This is a genomic window from Rhizobium moroccans, from assembly GCF_057559155.1.
The window spans coordinates 1-15,939 of the sequence record NZ_JBHFJG010000017.1 but is presented as its reverse complement, the minus strand read 5'-3'; the positions used below and the strand labels follow the sequence as shown (position 1 = coordinate 15,939).

Genomic DNA, 15,939 nt, shown 5'->3' with positions numbered 1-15,939 from the left:
GGTTTCAGCTCCCGTCATTCCGCAAGGAATGGCGAAAGGCAGTGAAACCAAAAGAAACAAGGTGTTCTCTTGTCAAAACGTGACCGTCACTTTGTCTTCAATGAGATCCCATAAAGGACCCCGCGAGACGCCGCCGACCACGTTTCTCTTTCTTCTCATATTCAATTGTCAAATAACAGACATCCAGAAAACCAGACGTCACCAAATCCCTAAGCCGAACTCTAAACCCGGCTCCAATCAGCGTCAGCCAATCTCTAGGATTTCTCTAGAACAAAGGACTTCGTCGCCAGCAGCGCCGCCGCCCTCGTTCAGTGAGCGGCGTTATAAGCGGAGCCCCGGAAACAAGTCAACAGCGTTGTTTTCAAAAATCCAAGAAATCTGACAAGTAGCTGATTTTTCTTGGAAAATTCGAAACCACTCAGAATTTGTCCGGAAAAGGAGCCGCTTCCACGACATTTTTCCCGGGCCGCTCGCGACGCTTCCTGTGGAACGCCCCGAAACTGCCCCGACAAATTCACAATCTCATGATTAGCAGTCTTTAGATGGGGATTCGCAACCCGATTTCAAGAGGCGTATGCCGCCGCGGAGAGTTTGACTCCCGGCGCCGAAACGGGCACATGTTTGGCCCACGTCCGGCGCGGGGGGCTCGATCTGCCGGCAGTACCAAGGGGATTTGACGAACCGGATGACGACGGCGCGCAGTATGATCCGTTCGCTTGGCAACGAACCGCCGATCCTTGCCGATGGCAGGCGCGCGCCCGACCGGCGTGAGATTTCCTTTCGCTGGCTCTCCGGAACCTTCCTGACGGGCATCACCTCTTCTATCCTTATGGGCGTCGCATTGTTTGCCGCTCTCGACGGCCGCCAGCAGCTCGCGATACCCGCCGAGGCATCCGCCGCTCTTCCCGCCGATGATGGGGATGGCGAGGTTTCCCGCGGCGGCCGTCTGCTCGGCGGCAATATCGTGGCCATGCCGACGGACCGGAAGGTCATGGAAGTGGCCACCGTCGTTCACGAGGGCAATAAGGAAGTCATCCGCCGCAAGCCTTTCGCCCATGTGAAGATGAACCTCGCGGTCAATCACGTGGCTCAGGAAGACTATCCTTCCTTCGATCCCTTGAAGATCTTCGCCTCCGCCGAAAGCTCCCCCGCGGCCAGCCGCACCGGCGCGATCTATGGCTCGGAAGTCGAATCAGAGGTCAGCCTGCAGACTGTCGCCTTCCCCGTGAAGGATGCGACCTATGCATACGCGCCCTCGATGACGCTGGAGGAGGTGGAGGAGAATGTCCGCTCCAACGGCTCGGTCCTGGCGGATGGCAATGCGCAGCTTTCCGCGCTCTATTACGTGGACCCGCGCCGCTTCTCCGCCGACAATGAAGGCGATCTCGACATCACCGCCGGACTGGCCGCCCGCATCGTCGAGCAGAACATGACCGTTTCGGCCTCCGAGCCGTTCACGCCGAAGACGCGGGAATATGCCGACGACGTCATCCCCATCCGCCGCGACATGCCGATTGCCGCCGCGCTGACGGAAGTGGGTTATCCCAAGGGCAAGGCCGACGAGATCGGAACCTATCTGGAGCAGCGCCTCGGTAAGAAGGAACTCTCCACCGGTGACGTGCTGCGCATCGGCGTGCTTCAGGAAGGCGACATGGTATTGGTCGTTCGCGCCAGCGTCTATCACCGCGGCGATCATGTCGTGACGGTGGCGGTCGATGACCACGGACGTTTCGTCGACGGGCATGAACCGCAGATGCTCGATGCGGTCGCATCGGCCTTCAGCGAGCAGCCGCCGCAGATCATAGCCGGCCGGGAACTGCCGCGCGTCTATGACGGCATCTATCGCGCCGCCCTCTCCTACGGCATGACGACGGATATGACCGGCCTCTTGGTAAAGCTGCTTGCGAGCAGCGTCGACCTGCAGGCGCAGTTGAAGCCGACCGACAGCGTGGAGGCCTTCTTCTCCGTGGCCGACGAGAAGGGTCAGGCGACCCGTGAATCCGAGCTGCTCTACGTCAACGCCCGTTTCGGCGACACGCATACCCGCTTCTACCGCTTCCAGAACCCGGAAGACGGCTCGGTGGATTACTATGATGCCGAGGGCAAGAGCATCCGGCAGTTCCTGTTGCGCAACCCCGTGCCGAACGGCCGCCTGACCTCGGGCTTCGGCATGCGGCGCCATCCGATCCTCGGCTTTTCGCGCATGCATACCGGCACTGACTGGGCTGCACCGCGCGGTACGCCGATCATCGCGACCGGCAATGGCGTCGTGGAATCGGCCGGCTGGTCTTCCGGCTACGGCAACCAGACTATCGTGCGGCATGCCAACGGCTACGAATCCTCCTATAATCACCAGAGCGCCATCGCCAAGGGCGTCAGGCCCGGCGCGAAGGTAACCCAGGGCCAGGTCATCGGTTATGTCGGCTCGACCGGCCAGTCCACCGGCGCGCATCTGCATTACGAGCTGATCGTCAACGGCACCAAGGTGGACGCGATGAAGATCCGCCTTCCCGGCGGCAGCTCGCTCACCGGTCGCCAACTCGCCCGCTTCGAGGAAGAGCGCAAGCGCGTCGATGCGCTGCTCGGTACGAGCGGGCAATCGGACAAAGTCGCCAGCCGGTAATATCAGCTTCGGTAAGTCATAGCGTACGACGAAAAAGGCGGCCTTGTGGGCCGCCTTTCGTTCGTTTCTCGACGCTCCGGCTTATGCAGCTTCGCTGACGTCGCGCTCGACGCGGAAGAGCAGCCGGTCAGAACCGGAGCTCACCGCCACCATCGAACCATCCGGGATCTGCCCTCCGAGGATCTGCTCGGCCAGCGGGTCCTGGATGAACTTCTGTATCACCCGCTTCAGCGGCCGTGCGCCATAGACCGGATCGTATCCCTTGGCCGCCAGCCAGTCGCGGGCGTCTTCTCCGAGGTCGATAACGATCTTCCGCTCCGCCAGAAGCGAAACCAGCCGCTTCATCTGGATGTCGACGATCGCGCCCATGTCCTCGCGGCGCAGGCGGTGGAAGAGGATGATCTCGTCGACGCGGTTCAGGAATTCCGGCCTGAAATGCGCCCGCACCATCTCCATCACCGGCTCGCGCACCGCTTCCACGTCCTGGCCTTCCGGCAATTCGGTGAGATAGGTCGCGCCGATATTCGAGGTCATGATGATGATCGTGTTCCTGAAGTCGACTGTGCGGCCCTGCCCGTCCGTCAGGCGCCCGTCGTCGAGCACCTGCAGGAGGACGTTGAACACGTCCGGATGCGCCTTCTCGATCTCGTCGAACAGCACGACCTGGTAGGGCTTGCGGCGAACGGCCTCCGTCAGCGCGCCGCCTTCCTCGTAGCCGACATAGCCGGGAGGCGCGCCGATCAGCCGGGCCACGGAGTGCTTCTCCATGTATTCCGACATGTCGAGCCGCACCATCGCCGTCTCGTCGTCGAAGAGGAAACGGGCGAGAGTCTTGGTCAGCTCCGTCTTGCCGACGCCGGTCGGACCGAGGAAGATGAACGAGCCGATCGGCCGGTTCGGGTCCTGCAGGCCGGCGCGCGAGCGGCGGACCGCACGCGAGACCGCCTGCACGGCGTCGCCCTGGCCGACGACAGCTTTCGCCAGCTCGTCCTCCATGCGCAGAAGCTTTTCGCGCTCGCCTTCCAGCATCCTGTCCACGGGAATGCCCGTCCAGCGGGAAACCACATGGGCGATATTGTCCGGCGTCACGACCTCCTGCACCATAGATGCGGCGGCGCTGTCGCGCTCCTCGGCTTCCTTCAGCTCCTTTTCGAGCCCCGGGATCACGCCATAGGCAAGCTCGCCGGCGCGCTGGAACTCGCCCTTGCGCTGGGCGATCGCCAGTTCGTTGCGGGCCTCGTCGAGCTGCTTCTTCAAGTCGGCGGCAAGGCCGAGCTTCTGCTTTTCCGCCTGCCAGCGGGCGGTCAGCGCATCCGCCTCTTCCTCGAGCGAGGTGAGTTCGGTTTCCAGGCGCGCCAGGCGGTCGGCCGAGGCGCTGTCGGTTTCCTTCTTGAGCGCCTCCCGCTCGATCTTGAGCTGGATGATGCGCCGGTCGAGCTCATCGAGCTCTTCGGGTTTGGAATCCACCTGCATGCGCAGCCGCGAGGCGGCCTCGTCCATCAGGTCGATCGCCTTGTCCGGCAGGAAACGGTCGGTGATGTAGCGATTGGAAAGCGTCGCGGCAGCCACGAGCGCCGAATCCGAGATGCGGACCTTGTGGTGCTGCTCATATTTTTCCTTCAACCCGCGCAGGATCGAGATCGTGTCCTCGACCGTCGGCTCGTCCACCATGACGGGCTGGAACCGGCGGGCAAGTGCGGCGTCCTTCTCCACATGCTTGCGGTACTCGTCGAGCGTGGTGGCGCCGACGCAGTGCAGCTCGCCGCGCGCGAGCGCCGGCTTCAGGAGGTTCGAGGCATCCATAGCGCCTTCGGACTTGCCGGCGCCCACCAGCGTGTGCATCTCGTCGATGAACAGGATGATCTCGCCGTTTTCGGCCTGCACCTCGTTGAGCACCGCCTTCAGTCGCTCCTCGAACTCGCCGCGATATTTCGCGCCGGCGATAAGCGCACCCATGTCGAGCGCCATCAGCCGCTTGTCCTTCAGGCTTTCCGGCACGTCGCCGTTGACGATCCTGAGCGCCAGGCCTTCGGCGATCGCCGTCTTGCCAACGCCGGGCTCGCCGATCAGAACGGGGTTGTTCTTGGTGCGGCGGGAAAGAACCTGGATCGTGCGGCGGATCTCGTCGTCGCGGCCGATGACCGGGTCGAGCCTGCCTTCGCGGGCTTCGGCCGTCAGGTCGCGCGCATATTTCTTCAGCGCGTCGAAGCCCTGTTCGGCATTGGCGCTGTCGGCCGTGCGGCCCTTGCGCAGCTCGTTGATGACCTGGTTCAGCCCTTGCGCGGTCACGCCTGCTTTTTTCAGGCTCGCGGAGGTCGAGGCCGAGCTTTCGATGGCAAGCGCAAGCAGCAGCCGCTCGACGGTGACGAAACTGTCGCCAGACTTCTTGGCTGCCTCTTCGGCCGTCGAAAACACCTTGGCGAGCGGCTGGGAAAGATAGATCTGGCCGTTGCCGCCGGAAACCTTCGGCAGCTTGGCGAGCGCCGCATCGTTGGCGATGCGCGCCTCCTTGGCGTTGCCGCCGGCGCGCTCGATCAGCGAGGCCACCATGCCCTGGTCGTCGTCGAGCAGAACCTTCAATACGTGTTCGGGCGCGAACTGCTGGTGACCCGAGGCCAGCGCCTGGGTCTGCGCCGATTGCAGGAAGCCCCGCACGCGCTCGGAATATTTCTCTATATTCATGCCTATACCTCCTGAATCGCCCTGCCCTTCCTGAGGCACAGGCCGATGGTTGAGATCGGGCTCCCCGAAGGCGAGCCCCCGCCGATCAACTCGGCGCTGACGGAGATATGGTAGGTGATTTCACGGATTTAAAGGATCAGCCGGATAGCTTTTCGCCCCTGGCCATCTGGCTCCGCCGTCAGCCGGAACGGCTCAGCGGTGAAGGGAGGGCGAAGCGGGAGAAAGCAGCAGTCTCACGCCGAATGCGATCATGATGCCGCCCGCGATACGCTGTTGCCAGACCACGAAGGACGTGTTGCGCGACATCCAATCCTTGAACGCCCCTGACGTCAGAGCCACCGTGCCGAGAATGAGCAGTCCCGTCAGCTTCATTGTCGCACCGAGAACGAAAAACTGCAGCGCCGCGGAGCCTGCGGACGGGTGCACGAATTGCGGAAGGACCGCGAGCATGAAGGAAAGCGCCGTGGGATTTGTCAGATTGCAGATGACGCCCTGCCGGAAAGAGCCGGCAAGCGACGGCGACCCGACACGATCCTGCATGTCGCCCGAGGCCGTCTTCCCGCCGGCGGCCAGGAAACGTATTCCGAGATAGATCAGATAGGCCGCGCCGATCAATTGCATGGCTTTGTAGAGCGGCGGCGAGGATATGATGACGGTGGCAAGACCCATTGCCAGCAGGGGTATCTGAATTGCGCCCGCCGCGACGCAGCCGAAGGCCGTGGCAAGAGCGGCCTTTCTCCCCTGCCCGATGCCACGGCTGATGACGAGCATCATGTCCGGACCCACTCCGGACAATTGATAGGCAAGCACGGCGCCGAGAAATGCGGCATAGGTAGCGGGATCTGGCATTGCCCTGGAACTCCCGCGGGTGGTGGAGGTTCCCGCAACCCTGGAGTTTCGCTATCCGGGCGATCCCGTGCCTTTACCCTGACCCTATGCCCGCCAATCCGTTCACTCGATTTCGACCGCACGCCGTGCCCTGCGCCACATATCGGCATAGGGCAGCGCGAACATGTAGAGCCCGGTGAACAGCAGCAGGAAAAGCGGCGGCAATGGCGAGTAGACCACCCAGGCGGGAGGCTCTCCCGCCAGCCCGAAAGAAGCAAAGTTGGCGATGACGGTCACCGTAAAGATGACGGACAGCCAACGGTGGACTTGCCGAATCCATTTGTTCCAGTTCAATCCGACCTCCCTAAAAACGAAATCTGACGCATGTCGCGCAAAAGTGTGCAGCGGTTTTGCGCGACATGCGCAAAAAAGTTCCCTTGGATTTCAGTCCAGCCGCTCCAGAACCCGTTCCATCGCGTCGAGGAACCTCGGCCAACCGGCATGGGCGCCCCGGAAATACGGCTGCTGATCCGGCCGGAAGCCCGACTGCTCCATGCGGATCTGGGTTCCGCTATCCGTGGGGGTAAGCGTCCAGGTGACGGTGCTCTTGAGGTCCTTGGTATCCCAGCTATAGACCAGTATCTTGTGCGGCTCGATCGCCTGGACCTCACAGTCGACGGCGCCCCAATCGGCGCGAAGATTGAAACGATGCCCCTTCTCGGGTTTGAAATCGTTCGTCATCAGCCACTCCTCGATCAGATGCGGTTGCGTGAGCGCGCGCCAGATCTTTTCCGGCGGATACGACACCTCTCGTTCGAGAACGACGGAAAGCGTTTCGGTCGACATTTCGTTCATTGGTCCATCCTTTTGAGCAAGTCTTCCAGGGCGTCGAACCGGCCCTGCCAGAAGCCGGTCATCTGGCTTGTCCAGTCGATCAGCGGCGCGAGCGCGTCGAGTTGGGCGCTATAATGCGTGTTCCGTCCTTGGTGGCGGTCGCGAACCAACCCCGCCTGCTTCAGAACCCCGAGATGTTTCGAGACGGCCGGTTGGGAAACCCCGGCCCCGGCCGTCAGGGCCGCAACCGTCTGGTCTCCGTCGCGGCAGAGCCGCTCGAAAATGGCCCGCCGCGTCGGATCGGCAAGTGTTCTGAAAAGGACATCGTGGGGTTCAGACATAACAAACCCATAACTCGTTGGCTATGAGAAATCCATAACCGACGAGCTATGAGTGAGTCAAGCGGCAGCGCGAAACATCAACGCGGTTCCTCAAGACGAAAAAAACTCCGGCCTTTCGGCCGGAGTTTTATTTTTTGTCAGTCTCTGAAGCCTGCGCTTATTCCGAAGCGGCAGCAGCCAATATAGGCGGCTGCGGGACTTCACCGGATTCGCCTGACTCGTCGGCGGAACCGGCTGCTGCTTCCTCGCCCTCGTCAGCGGTCTCGCCGCGGCGCGGACGACGCGCGCGATTGCCGGCATTGCGGCGGCGGCGCGGAGCGGCTTCTGCCTGCTGTTCTTCCTCGACGGCGACTTCCGCCGGCGTACCCTCGATCACGGGCTGCGGGCCGCTGCCATCGTCGGTGGCCTCGGCGGCCGGAGCGGGCTCCGGACGGCGCTCGCGGCGCGGCTGCTGGTCGCGGGGGCGACCTTCGCGGGAACGCTGCTCGTTGCGCTGTTCCTGCGGCTGCTCCGGCTGCGCTTCGGCGATCACCGGCTGCGACGAGCCAGTATCATCGGTATCGGCCATATCCAGATCGTCCTGATCCAGATTGCCGTCGCGGTCGTTGTAGTCGTGGCGGTCGTCGCGCTGGAAGCGCTCCTGCATCTGGGCCTGGGCGGCCGCGATGATCCGGTTATAGTGCTCGGCGTGCTGGAGATAGTTCTCGGCCATCACCCGGTCGCCGGAGCTCTGGGCATCGCGGGCCAGAGCCGAATACTTCTCGGCGATATGCTGGGCGGTTCCGCGGATTTTCAGATCGGGACCCGAGCTATCGTAAGTCCGCGTCAGCGGATTGCCACCCTTGCGGTTGAAGTTGTTGTTGTTACCGCCGCCGCCGCCGCCATTGTTGCTGCCGCGCCCTCGACCGCGTTTGTTCTGCTGTCCTGGCCTCATCTATCGTTCACCAATTCTCTGTCTACGCTGATAATCTGTCATCGCTGGTAAAGGGCCGCGCGGCCGTTCCAGCGTCGAGCCGGAGCAAGACTTCGCGCGCCGCGCACAGGGCGGAAAAAGCGTCCTGCCGCTTGTGAAAGTCGAATTAACTGAATCACGCACCGGGTTTGCTCAACCTTCGCAACTCTTCGAAAAGAGCAGGCTTTGGGGTTGACCTTATAACCCGAACGAATCGCTGTTCATTCCCAGCCGCCCCGATGCGTGCTGTCACGCTATCCCGCTTCATCCGGAAATCCAAGCCTTTTCTTTCGCTGGTCAACATCATTGCCGATCGATTGAAAACACGAGCACCCGATCATTGCCGCCATAGTCGCGCACCGCTTCGCGAAGCACAAAGCCATGGGAAGCAAAAATGTCGGTGACGGCTCGCTTCTGGTCGAATCCGATCTCGACGCCTAATACGCCGTCCTCCTGGAGGAAATTTCCTGCCTCCGCGGCAATCGCGCGATAGGCATCGAGTCCATCGGGCCCTCCGTCGAGCGCCGCCAGCGGATCGAAATCCCGGACTTCCGGTTCCAGTGCGGGGATAACATCGCTGCGTATATATGGGGGATTTGACGCGATTATGTCAAAGCGCCCCGAAATATTTTCAAACCATGTACTGCGCACCGTTTGGAACCTTGCGGCCATTCCCAGCCGTTCCGCATTGCGTGCGGCGGTCTCGAGCGCGTCTTGCGAGATATCGCTTCCAACCCCGCTAAGTTGCGGAAATTCCTTCAAAAACGAAAGCGCAATCGCGCCGGTGCCCGTACCGATGTCGAGCAGGAGGGCCGAGCCCTTCCCTGCGACAATCCGCCTCACGTGAGGCAGCATCGAATCCACCAGGATTTCGGTGTCCGGGCGAGGCTCCAATGTCTCCTTCGAGATCAGGAGCTCCATGCCATGGAATTCACGTATCCCTAATATGCGGTGCACGGGCTCCCTTTTCAAGCGCCGCTCCACCGCTTGCGCGATTTTCTCCTGTTCGGCCTCGGTCAACAGCCGGTCGCCGCCGGTGAAAACCTCCGTATTGGAGAGCCCTAGCAGTCCGCCGATCAGCATCCGTGCCTCGATCGCCGCATCAGCAAGTCCGGCCGCCGAAAACCTGGCGCGGGCCTCGGCCACTGCGGCGTCGAGCCTCGTCATCTCTGGTTCTCTCCGAGCCGGGCGAGCTGGCCCGCCTGGTAGTCCGCGATCAGCGCATCGACCAGTTCATCGATCTCGCCTTCGATCATGCGATCGAGCTTGTAGAGCGTCAGGTTGATGCGGTGGTCGGTCACCCGCCCCTGCGGAAAATTATAGGTCCGGATGCGTTCGGAACGGTCGCCGGAACCGACCTGGCTCTTGCGGTCGGCGGAGCGCTCGCTGTCGGCCTTCTGCCGCTCCATGTCGAAAAGCCGCGAGCGCAGCACCTGCATCGCCTTGGCGCGGTTCTGGTGCTGCGATTTCTCCGAGCTGGTCACCACCAGGCCGGTCGGCAGGTGGGTGATGCGCACGGCGGAATCGGTCGTGTTGACGTGCTGGCCGCCCGCACCGGAGGAGCGCATCGTGTCGATGCGGATGTCTTCGGGGCGGATTTCGATGTCGATCTCTTCCGCCTCGGGCAGCACCGCCACGGTCGCCGCCGAGGTGTGGATGCGCCCTTGCGTTTCCGTGTCCGGCACCCGCTGGACGCGATGCACGCCGGATTCGAACTTCAGCTTCGAGAAAACCCCGCGCCCGGTAACCGTCGCGATGATTTCCCGGTAGCCGCCCGCTTCGCCCTCGCTGGCGGAAAGCACTTCCACCTTCCAGCCATGCGTGCTGGCATAGCGCTCATACATGCGGAACAGATCGCCGGCAAAGAGCGCCGCCTCGTTGCCGCCGGTGCCGGCGCGGATTTCCAGAATGGCGCTCTTCTCGTCGGCCGCATCCTTCGGCAGGAGAAGGATCTGCATGTCCTTTTCCAACGCCTCGACACTCTCCTCAGCCTCCGGCAGCTCCATTTCGGCAAGCTCGCGCATCTCGCGGTCCGTCGCCTTGTCGGCAAGCATGGCACGAAGACCCGCCACCTCGGCGACCGCCTTCTCGTAATCGCGGATCTTGCGCACCACCGGCTGAAGCTCGGAATATTCCGAAGCCAGCTTCACATAAACTTCGGCGGAAGGCCCCGCGGACATGCGCGCCTCGATCTCGCCGAAGCGGCGCTCCAGTTCACGCATCTTTTCAACAGGAAGCTTCGCCACCCTGACCTACTCCGTTCTTGTTATTGTTGCCCGCTAAACCGGGATGTTATTGGTCTCGGCGAACCGGACCAGCAGGTCGCGCACCGGCTCCGATGATCCGGTATCGTCGAGCACGGCATGCAGTTCGGCCGAGAGCTTGTCCGCGTCGAGCGCAAGCAGCATCGCCTTGATGGGCCCGATCGAGGTCGCCGCCATCGAGACCGAGCGGAAACCAAGCCCGATCAGCGCCATGGCCGAGAGCGGCTTGCCCGCCATCTCGCCGCAGAGCGTGACCGGCGTGTTGTTCCGCTCCGAAGCCCGCACGATATCGCGCAGGATACGCAGGAACGGCTTGCCCAGATTGTCGAACCGGTCGGAGACGCGGGCGTTTCCGCGATCGGCGGCCATGGTGAACTGCAGGAGGTCGTTCGATCCCACCGAGACGAAATCCACCTCCGCCATCAGCTCGTCGAGCTGCCACATCAGCGCCGGCACTTCCAGCATGGCGCCGAACTGCAGCTTGCGCGGCAGGCCGTAGCCGAACTTCGAAAGATGCTGCACTTCCTTCTGCATCAGTTCGCGCACCGCATGGATTTCCGCAACCTCGGTCACCATCGGCAGCATCATCTTCAGCTCGGCTCCCGCCGAGGCTCTCAGCAGCGCCCGCAGCTGCGTGCGCAGCAGTCCCGGCCGGTCGAGCGAAAGGCGGATCGCCCGCCAGCCGAGCGCCGGGTTCTCCTCGTCATGGCTGCGGAAATAGGGGAGCACCTTGTCGCCGCCGATATCCAGCGTGCGGAAGGTCACCGGCCGGCCGGCCGCCTGCCTCAGCACATTGCGGTAGAAGGCCTCCTGCTCCTCCATCTTCGGCATGGTCGAGGAGATCATGAATTGCAGCTCGGTCCGGAAAAGCCCGATGCCGTCGGCGCCGGATTCGGCAAGCTGCGGCAGGTCGACCATCAGGCCGGCATTCATCTGCAGGCTTATGCGCTTGCCGTCCTTGGTGACCGGCTCAACCGTGCGGAGCGCGCGGAACTGTTCCTGCCTGCGGGCTCTCAGCCGCACCTTCTCGCCATAGGCCTTCTGCAGGTCCACCATCGGCCGCAAATGCACCTGCCCGTCATCGCCGTCGATGATGACCGGATCGCCGTTCTCGGCGAGCGCGACGACGCCGGCCGCCTGGCCGACCACCGGAATGCCCATGGCGCGCGCCACGATCACCACATGGCTGGTGACGGCGCCGTCCTCCAGCACCAGGCCGCGCAGGTTCATGCGCGGATAATCGAGCAGCTCCGCCGCGCCCATGGCGCGAGCCAGTACGATCGCATCGTTCGGGAAGCCCTCATCGACCGTGCGGCCGCTATACCCGGTGAGCTGCCGAAGCAGCCGGTTGGCGAGGTCGTCGAAATCGTGCATGCGCTCGCGCAGATAGGGATCGGTCAGGCGCAGCATGCGCGCCTTGGTGTCGCTCTGCACCTTCTCCACCGCCGCTTCGGCGGTCAGCCCGTTATGGATCGCCTCTTCCATGCGGCGCACCCAGCCCTGGTCGTGCGCGAACATGCGATAGGTTTCCAGCACCTCGCGATGCTCGCCCTCCTGGGCGACTTCGCGGCGCGACAGCATGTCGTCGATGGATATGCGTAAGCTACCCAGCGCTTCGGCAAGCCGCGTGATCTCGTTTTCCGCGTCCTCGTTCAGGAGATTGGTTACGACGACGCGCGGCTCGTGCAGCACCACGTGGCCCAATCCGATGCCTTCGTTATAACCGTCTCCCTCGATCGTCACCGCGCGGGTGAGGTCGAGTTCGAGGCCCGGCCGGGTTATCTTCTTAAGTTCTCCGGTCGCGATCATCTCGGCGATTACCATTGCCGTGGTTTCAAGCGCCTCGACTTCGTCCTCGCGATAGTTTCGGCTGGCCCGGTTCTGGACGACGAGAACGCCCAAAGTGCGGCCGGCTCTCAAGATAGGAACGCCAAGGAAGGAATGGTAGATTTCCTCGCCCGTTTCCGGGAGATAGCGGAAGGCGGGGTGCGCCTGCGCGTCGGAAAGGTTGAGCGGCTGGGCCGATGCGGCGATGGTGCCGACGAGGCCCTGCCCCATCTTCAGCTGCGAAAGGTGGACGGCTTCCTTCTTCAGGCCCTCGGTCGCATAGAGCTCGAGCACGCCGTCGGAGCGCAGCACATAGACCGAGCAGACCTCGGCCACCATGTTGCTGGCGATCTGACGGACGATCCGGTCAAGCCGCTCCTGCGGATCAAGCGGCTCCGCCATCAATTCGCGCAGGCGCCTGAGCAGAACGCGTGGACCCGCCGACAGATCTCTCATCGGCCATAGTTCTCCCGAAACGACGTCTCACATCCGAATACGCCGCGCCGAGGAAAAATCAAAGCGCGTCGAGCCGGCTCACAATCAACTCTTATCCAGACCGTAGGTGGAATGCAAAGTCCGAACGGCGAGTTCGGAGTAAGCGCCGTCGATCAGGATGGAAATCTTGATTTCCGAGGTGGTGATCGCCTTTATGTTGATGCCTTTTTCGGCAAGTGCCTTAAAAGCTTGCGCGGCCACGCCCGCATGGCTGCGCATGCCGATGCCGATCACCGAAACCTTGGCCAGCCCTGATTCGTTCTGGGCGACGTCGAAGCCGATCGTTTCCTTGTTCTCCCCCAGAACCTTGAGCGCCTTCTGCACGTCGCCGGAGGGAACCGTGAAGGTCATGTCGGTCTTCGAACCGTCTTCCGACGTGTTCTGCACGATCATGTCCACGTTGATATGCGCTTCGGCGAGCGGGCCGAAGATCGCGGCGGATACGCCGGGGCGGTCGGCAAGGCGCCGGAGCGAAATCTGCGCTTCATCCTTGGCATAGGCGATGCCGGTGACGACTTCCTGTTCCACGATTTCTTCCTCGTCGCAAATCAAAGTGCCGGGTGGGTTAAGCAGGTCGCCCATGCCCGGCGCATCGGGATCTTCGAAACTGGAGCGCACGAAGGTGCGGACCTTGAAGACCATGGCAAGCTCGACCGAACGCACCTGCAGGACCTTCGAGCCGAGGGATGCCATTTCCAGCATTTCCTCGAAGGAGACTTTCTTCATCCGACGGGCGGCAGGCACGATGCGCGGATCGGTCGTATATACTCCGTCCACGTCCGTATAGATATCGCACCGGTCGGCCTTGACCGCCGCGGCGATCGCCACCGCGGACGTATCGGAACCGCCGCGGCCGAGCGTGGCGATGCGGTTGTCGGGGCCGAGCCCCTGGAAGCCGGCGACCACAGCCACCTGCCCCTCGCCCATCCGCTTGATGATATCGGAACCGTCGATCTCCAGGATGCGCGCTGCGCCATGGGCGCTGTCGGTGCGGATCGGGATCTGCCAGCCCTGCCAGGAGCGCGCGTTGATGCCCATGGATTGCAGCGCGATCGCCAGGAGACCGGAGGTCACCTGCTCGCCCGAAGCCACGATCGTGTCGTATTCGCGCGCGTCGTAGAAGGGCGAGTTGGCGCCCGTCACCTTGGGCATCCCCTCGACCCAGCCGACGAGTTCGTTGGTCTTGCCCGACATGGCCGATACGACGACCGCCACCTCGTGGCCCGCCTCGACCTCGCGTTTCACATGGCGCGCGACATTGTGGATGCGTTCGAGATTGGCGACGGACGTGCCGCCGAACTTCATGACGATGCGAGCCATAACTGACCAATACCACCCGTTCGCGCCCCGGAAACCTTGGGGGAGCGTCTGCTTTCAAACCGCCTCTGTGACGAAGGCATAAAGTTGCGGGGGTCTCTTAGCGAAAAGGCGGGGGCCGCGCAATGGGCAGCTCATATATGAGGGCCCACACCACAGGGCCCTGCATTGGCATGAAAAACATGAGGCGGCGGAGCCCAGAAGCCCCGCCGCCGTCCTTGGATATCTGGAAGCGCTCAGTCGCCGTTGATGCAGCGCTGGTCGTTTGCTGCGCAGAGGCCACCGCGGGCACCGGGAACCATGCCGCTGCCCCTGAGAGCATCGCCGCGATCCCGCTCCCTGGCGCGGTCCCGGTCACGATCACGATCCCTTTCGCGCTCGCGCTGCTGGGCCCGCTCGCGATCTCTCTCGCGCTCACGATTCATCTCTTCGCGCTGGCGATCACGGTCGCGGTTCATGTCCTCGCGTTGCCGCTCGCGGTCACGCTGCCATTCCTCGCGGGACCGGTCGCGATCACGATCGCGATCGCGGTCACGCCACTCTTCGCGGGTTCTGTCGCGATCCCACTCCCGGTCGCGATCCCAGCGATCCCGGTCACGGTCGCGCTCCCAGCGCGGCGGCGGGGGTGGAGGCGGGCGGCGATCCGGCCCGCGATCCCAGTCGCCGCCGCTATACCGGCGCCAGCGGTCGCGGTCGCGGTAGAAATCGCGGTCGCGATAGTAGCGGCCCCAATAGGTATCCACGTCGAAGGTGACCATCGGGATGCCGAGCGGACGGTAGTATTCCGGCCCGATATAGACGCGGTCGGAGCGGTATTCCGCCTGCACGTAGCGGCCGGAAACCCAGCCGCGGCCGCCGACGAAGGAAACGTCGCACCAGTTGACGCTGCTCATGCAGCCATTGATGGTGACGGGCGCGCCCACCGGGATGACGGTGACGGCGGGATAGCCGGTGCTGGGTCCGGAGCGCATGTTGACGTTGGCCGTCGCAAAGCCCCTGACTGCTGCGTCCGCGATCGACGGCGCCACGAGCAGGGCGCAGAAAGCCGCGGCACTCATCATTATGCGTTTCAAGGGATGTCCTCCTGAAGGAACGATGTTCTTGTTCGATACGCCCTTCTCATCGCGAGACGGGTTGATCCGGCACGTTAAATGCCCGAGATCGCTTGATTGTTCCGGATGAGTGCTGAATGGATCATGAATAAAGCGTTCGGGCGGCATTCAAGCTCTTCATTCGCGACAGAAACCCCTTCCACTCGCCGGCATCGGCAACAAGACTTGCCCTTCCATACGGTCGATTTTAATCGGGGCCGGCGTTCATTTGCGTGTCTCTCACCCCCGCCTCCGCTTCGCTCGGCGCACCCTCTCCCCGGGGCGAGGGTGAACGGCGGCAGCGCGGTATATCGATCCCCCCTTGAGGGGGAGATGCCCGGCAGGGCAGAGGGGGTGCCTCGACACACACAGGCTGATTTTGCGGAGCTGTTATCCCTCCGTCATCTCCGACGGCATCTCCCTCTGACGAGGAAGATCGGAGGGAGTTTGCCACGGAGAGGACCATTGCCGTCTCATGATTGTTGTTTGTGCTTGGATCCTCGGGACAAGCCCGAGGATGACGAAAGAGAAGGTTCGAGCAAGGGTGCCCCGATCAGCCGCCGAGGACGGTATCACTGAGGCCAGGATCACTGGAGACCACACCGAGAGCGGTACTGCTGGGTGTACCCCAAGGCACGACCTCGAGTTTGGCACCTTTTGCAGAACCTCAAGGTTCGTCATCCTC

Annotated in this window: 12 protein-coding genes; 1 reads left to right on the top strand and 11 read right to left on the bottom strand. The window is 62.8% G+C overall.

Features of this window, described 5'->3' with window-relative positions:
* Positions 1 to 685: 685 nt before the first annotated feature.
* Entirely contained in the window at positions 686 to 2,623 is a 1,938-nt protein-coding gene (locus tag ACE04I_RS12050) for a M23 family metallopeptidase (RefSeq protein WP_046796397.1), read from the top strand.
* Between the two features lie 81 nt (positions 2,624 to 2,704).
* Here ACE04I_RS12050 and clpB read toward each other — a convergent pair whose 3' ends face one another.
* From clpB to ACE04I_RS11995, 11 genes are all read right to left on the bottom strand, one after another.
* Positions 2,705 to 5,305, bottom strand: a complete 2,601-nt coding sequence (clpB, locus tag ACE04I_RS12045) for an ATP-dependent chaperone ClpB (RefSeq protein ID WP_046796396.1) — start codon at positions 5,303 to 5,305, stop codon at positions 2,705 to 2,707.
* A 192-nt stretch (positions 5,306 to 5,497) separates the two neighbouring features.
* A complete protein-coding gene (locus ACE04I_RS12040) occupies positions 5,498 to 6,154 on the bottom strand; it encodes a LysE family translocator (RefSeq protein ID WP_046796395.1) in 657 nt (218 codons plus the stop codon).
* A gap of 102 nt (positions 6,155 to 6,256) precedes the next feature.
* Entirely contained in the window at positions 6,257 to 6,487 is a 231-nt protein-coding gene (locus ACE04I_RS12035; protein ID WP_046796394.1) for a hypothetical protein, read from the bottom strand.
* Positions 6,488 to 6,577: 90 nt separating this feature from the next.
* A complete protein-coding gene (locus tag ACE04I_RS12030; protein ID WP_046796393.1) occupies positions 6,578 to 6,988 on the bottom strand; it encodes an SRPBCC family protein in 411 nt (136 codons plus the stop codon).
* On the bottom strand, positions 6,985 to 7,308 hold the full coding sequence (locus ACE04I_RS12025; RefSeq protein ID WP_046796392.1) for an ArsR/SmtB family transcription factor: 324 nt from the start codon (positions 7,306 to 7,308) through the stop codon (positions 6,985 to 6,987). The genes ACE04I_RS12030 and ACE04I_RS12025 overlap by 4 nt, the downstream gene beginning before the upstream one ends.
* A gap of 157 nt (positions 7,309 to 7,465) precedes the next feature.
* Positions 7,466 to 8,242: a DUF4167 domain-containing protein gene (locus ACE04I_RS12020; RefSeq protein WP_046796391.1), complete on the bottom strand. Its 777-nt coding sequence runs from the start codon at positions 8,240 to 8,242 to the stop codon at positions 7,466 to 7,468.
* Between the two features lie 321 nt (positions 8,243 to 8,563).
* Complete coding sequence (prmC, locus tag ACE04I_RS12015) at positions 8,564 to 9,427, bottom strand: peptide chain release factor N(5)-glutamine methyltransferase (RefSeq protein ID WP_046796390.1); 864 nt, start codon at positions 9,425 to 9,427, stop codon at positions 8,564 to 8,566.
* Positions 9,424 to 10,506: a peptide chain release factor 1 gene (prfA, locus tag ACE04I_RS12010; protein ID WP_046796389.1), complete on the bottom strand. Its 1,083-nt coding sequence runs from the start codon at positions 10,504 to 10,506 to the stop codon at positions 9,424 to 9,426. Before prfA ends, prmC begins: the two co-directional genes overlap by 4 nt.
* A gap of 33 nt (positions 10,507 to 10,539) precedes the next feature.
* Positions 10,540 to 12,807: a phosphoenolpyruvate--protein phosphotransferase gene (gene ptsP, locus ACE04I_RS12005; RefSeq protein ID WP_046796388.1), complete on the bottom strand. Its 2,268-nt coding sequence runs from the start codon at positions 12,805 to 12,807 to the stop codon at positions 10,540 to 10,542.
* Positions 12,808 to 12,891: 84 nt separating this feature from the next.
* On the bottom strand, positions 12,892 to 14,166 hold the full coding sequence (locus tag ACE04I_RS12000; RefSeq protein ID WP_046796387.1) for an aspartate kinase: 1,275 nt from the start codon (positions 14,164 to 14,166) through the stop codon (positions 12,892 to 12,894).
* A 233-nt stretch (positions 14,167 to 14,399) separates the two neighbouring features.
* Positions 14,400 to 15,236, bottom strand: coding sequence for an SH3 domain-containing protein (locus ACE04I_RS11995; RefSeq protein WP_082118450.1), 837 nt, complete (start codon positions 15,234 to 15,236; stop codon positions 14,400 to 14,402).
* Positions 15,237 to 15,939: the final 703 nt, after the last annotated feature.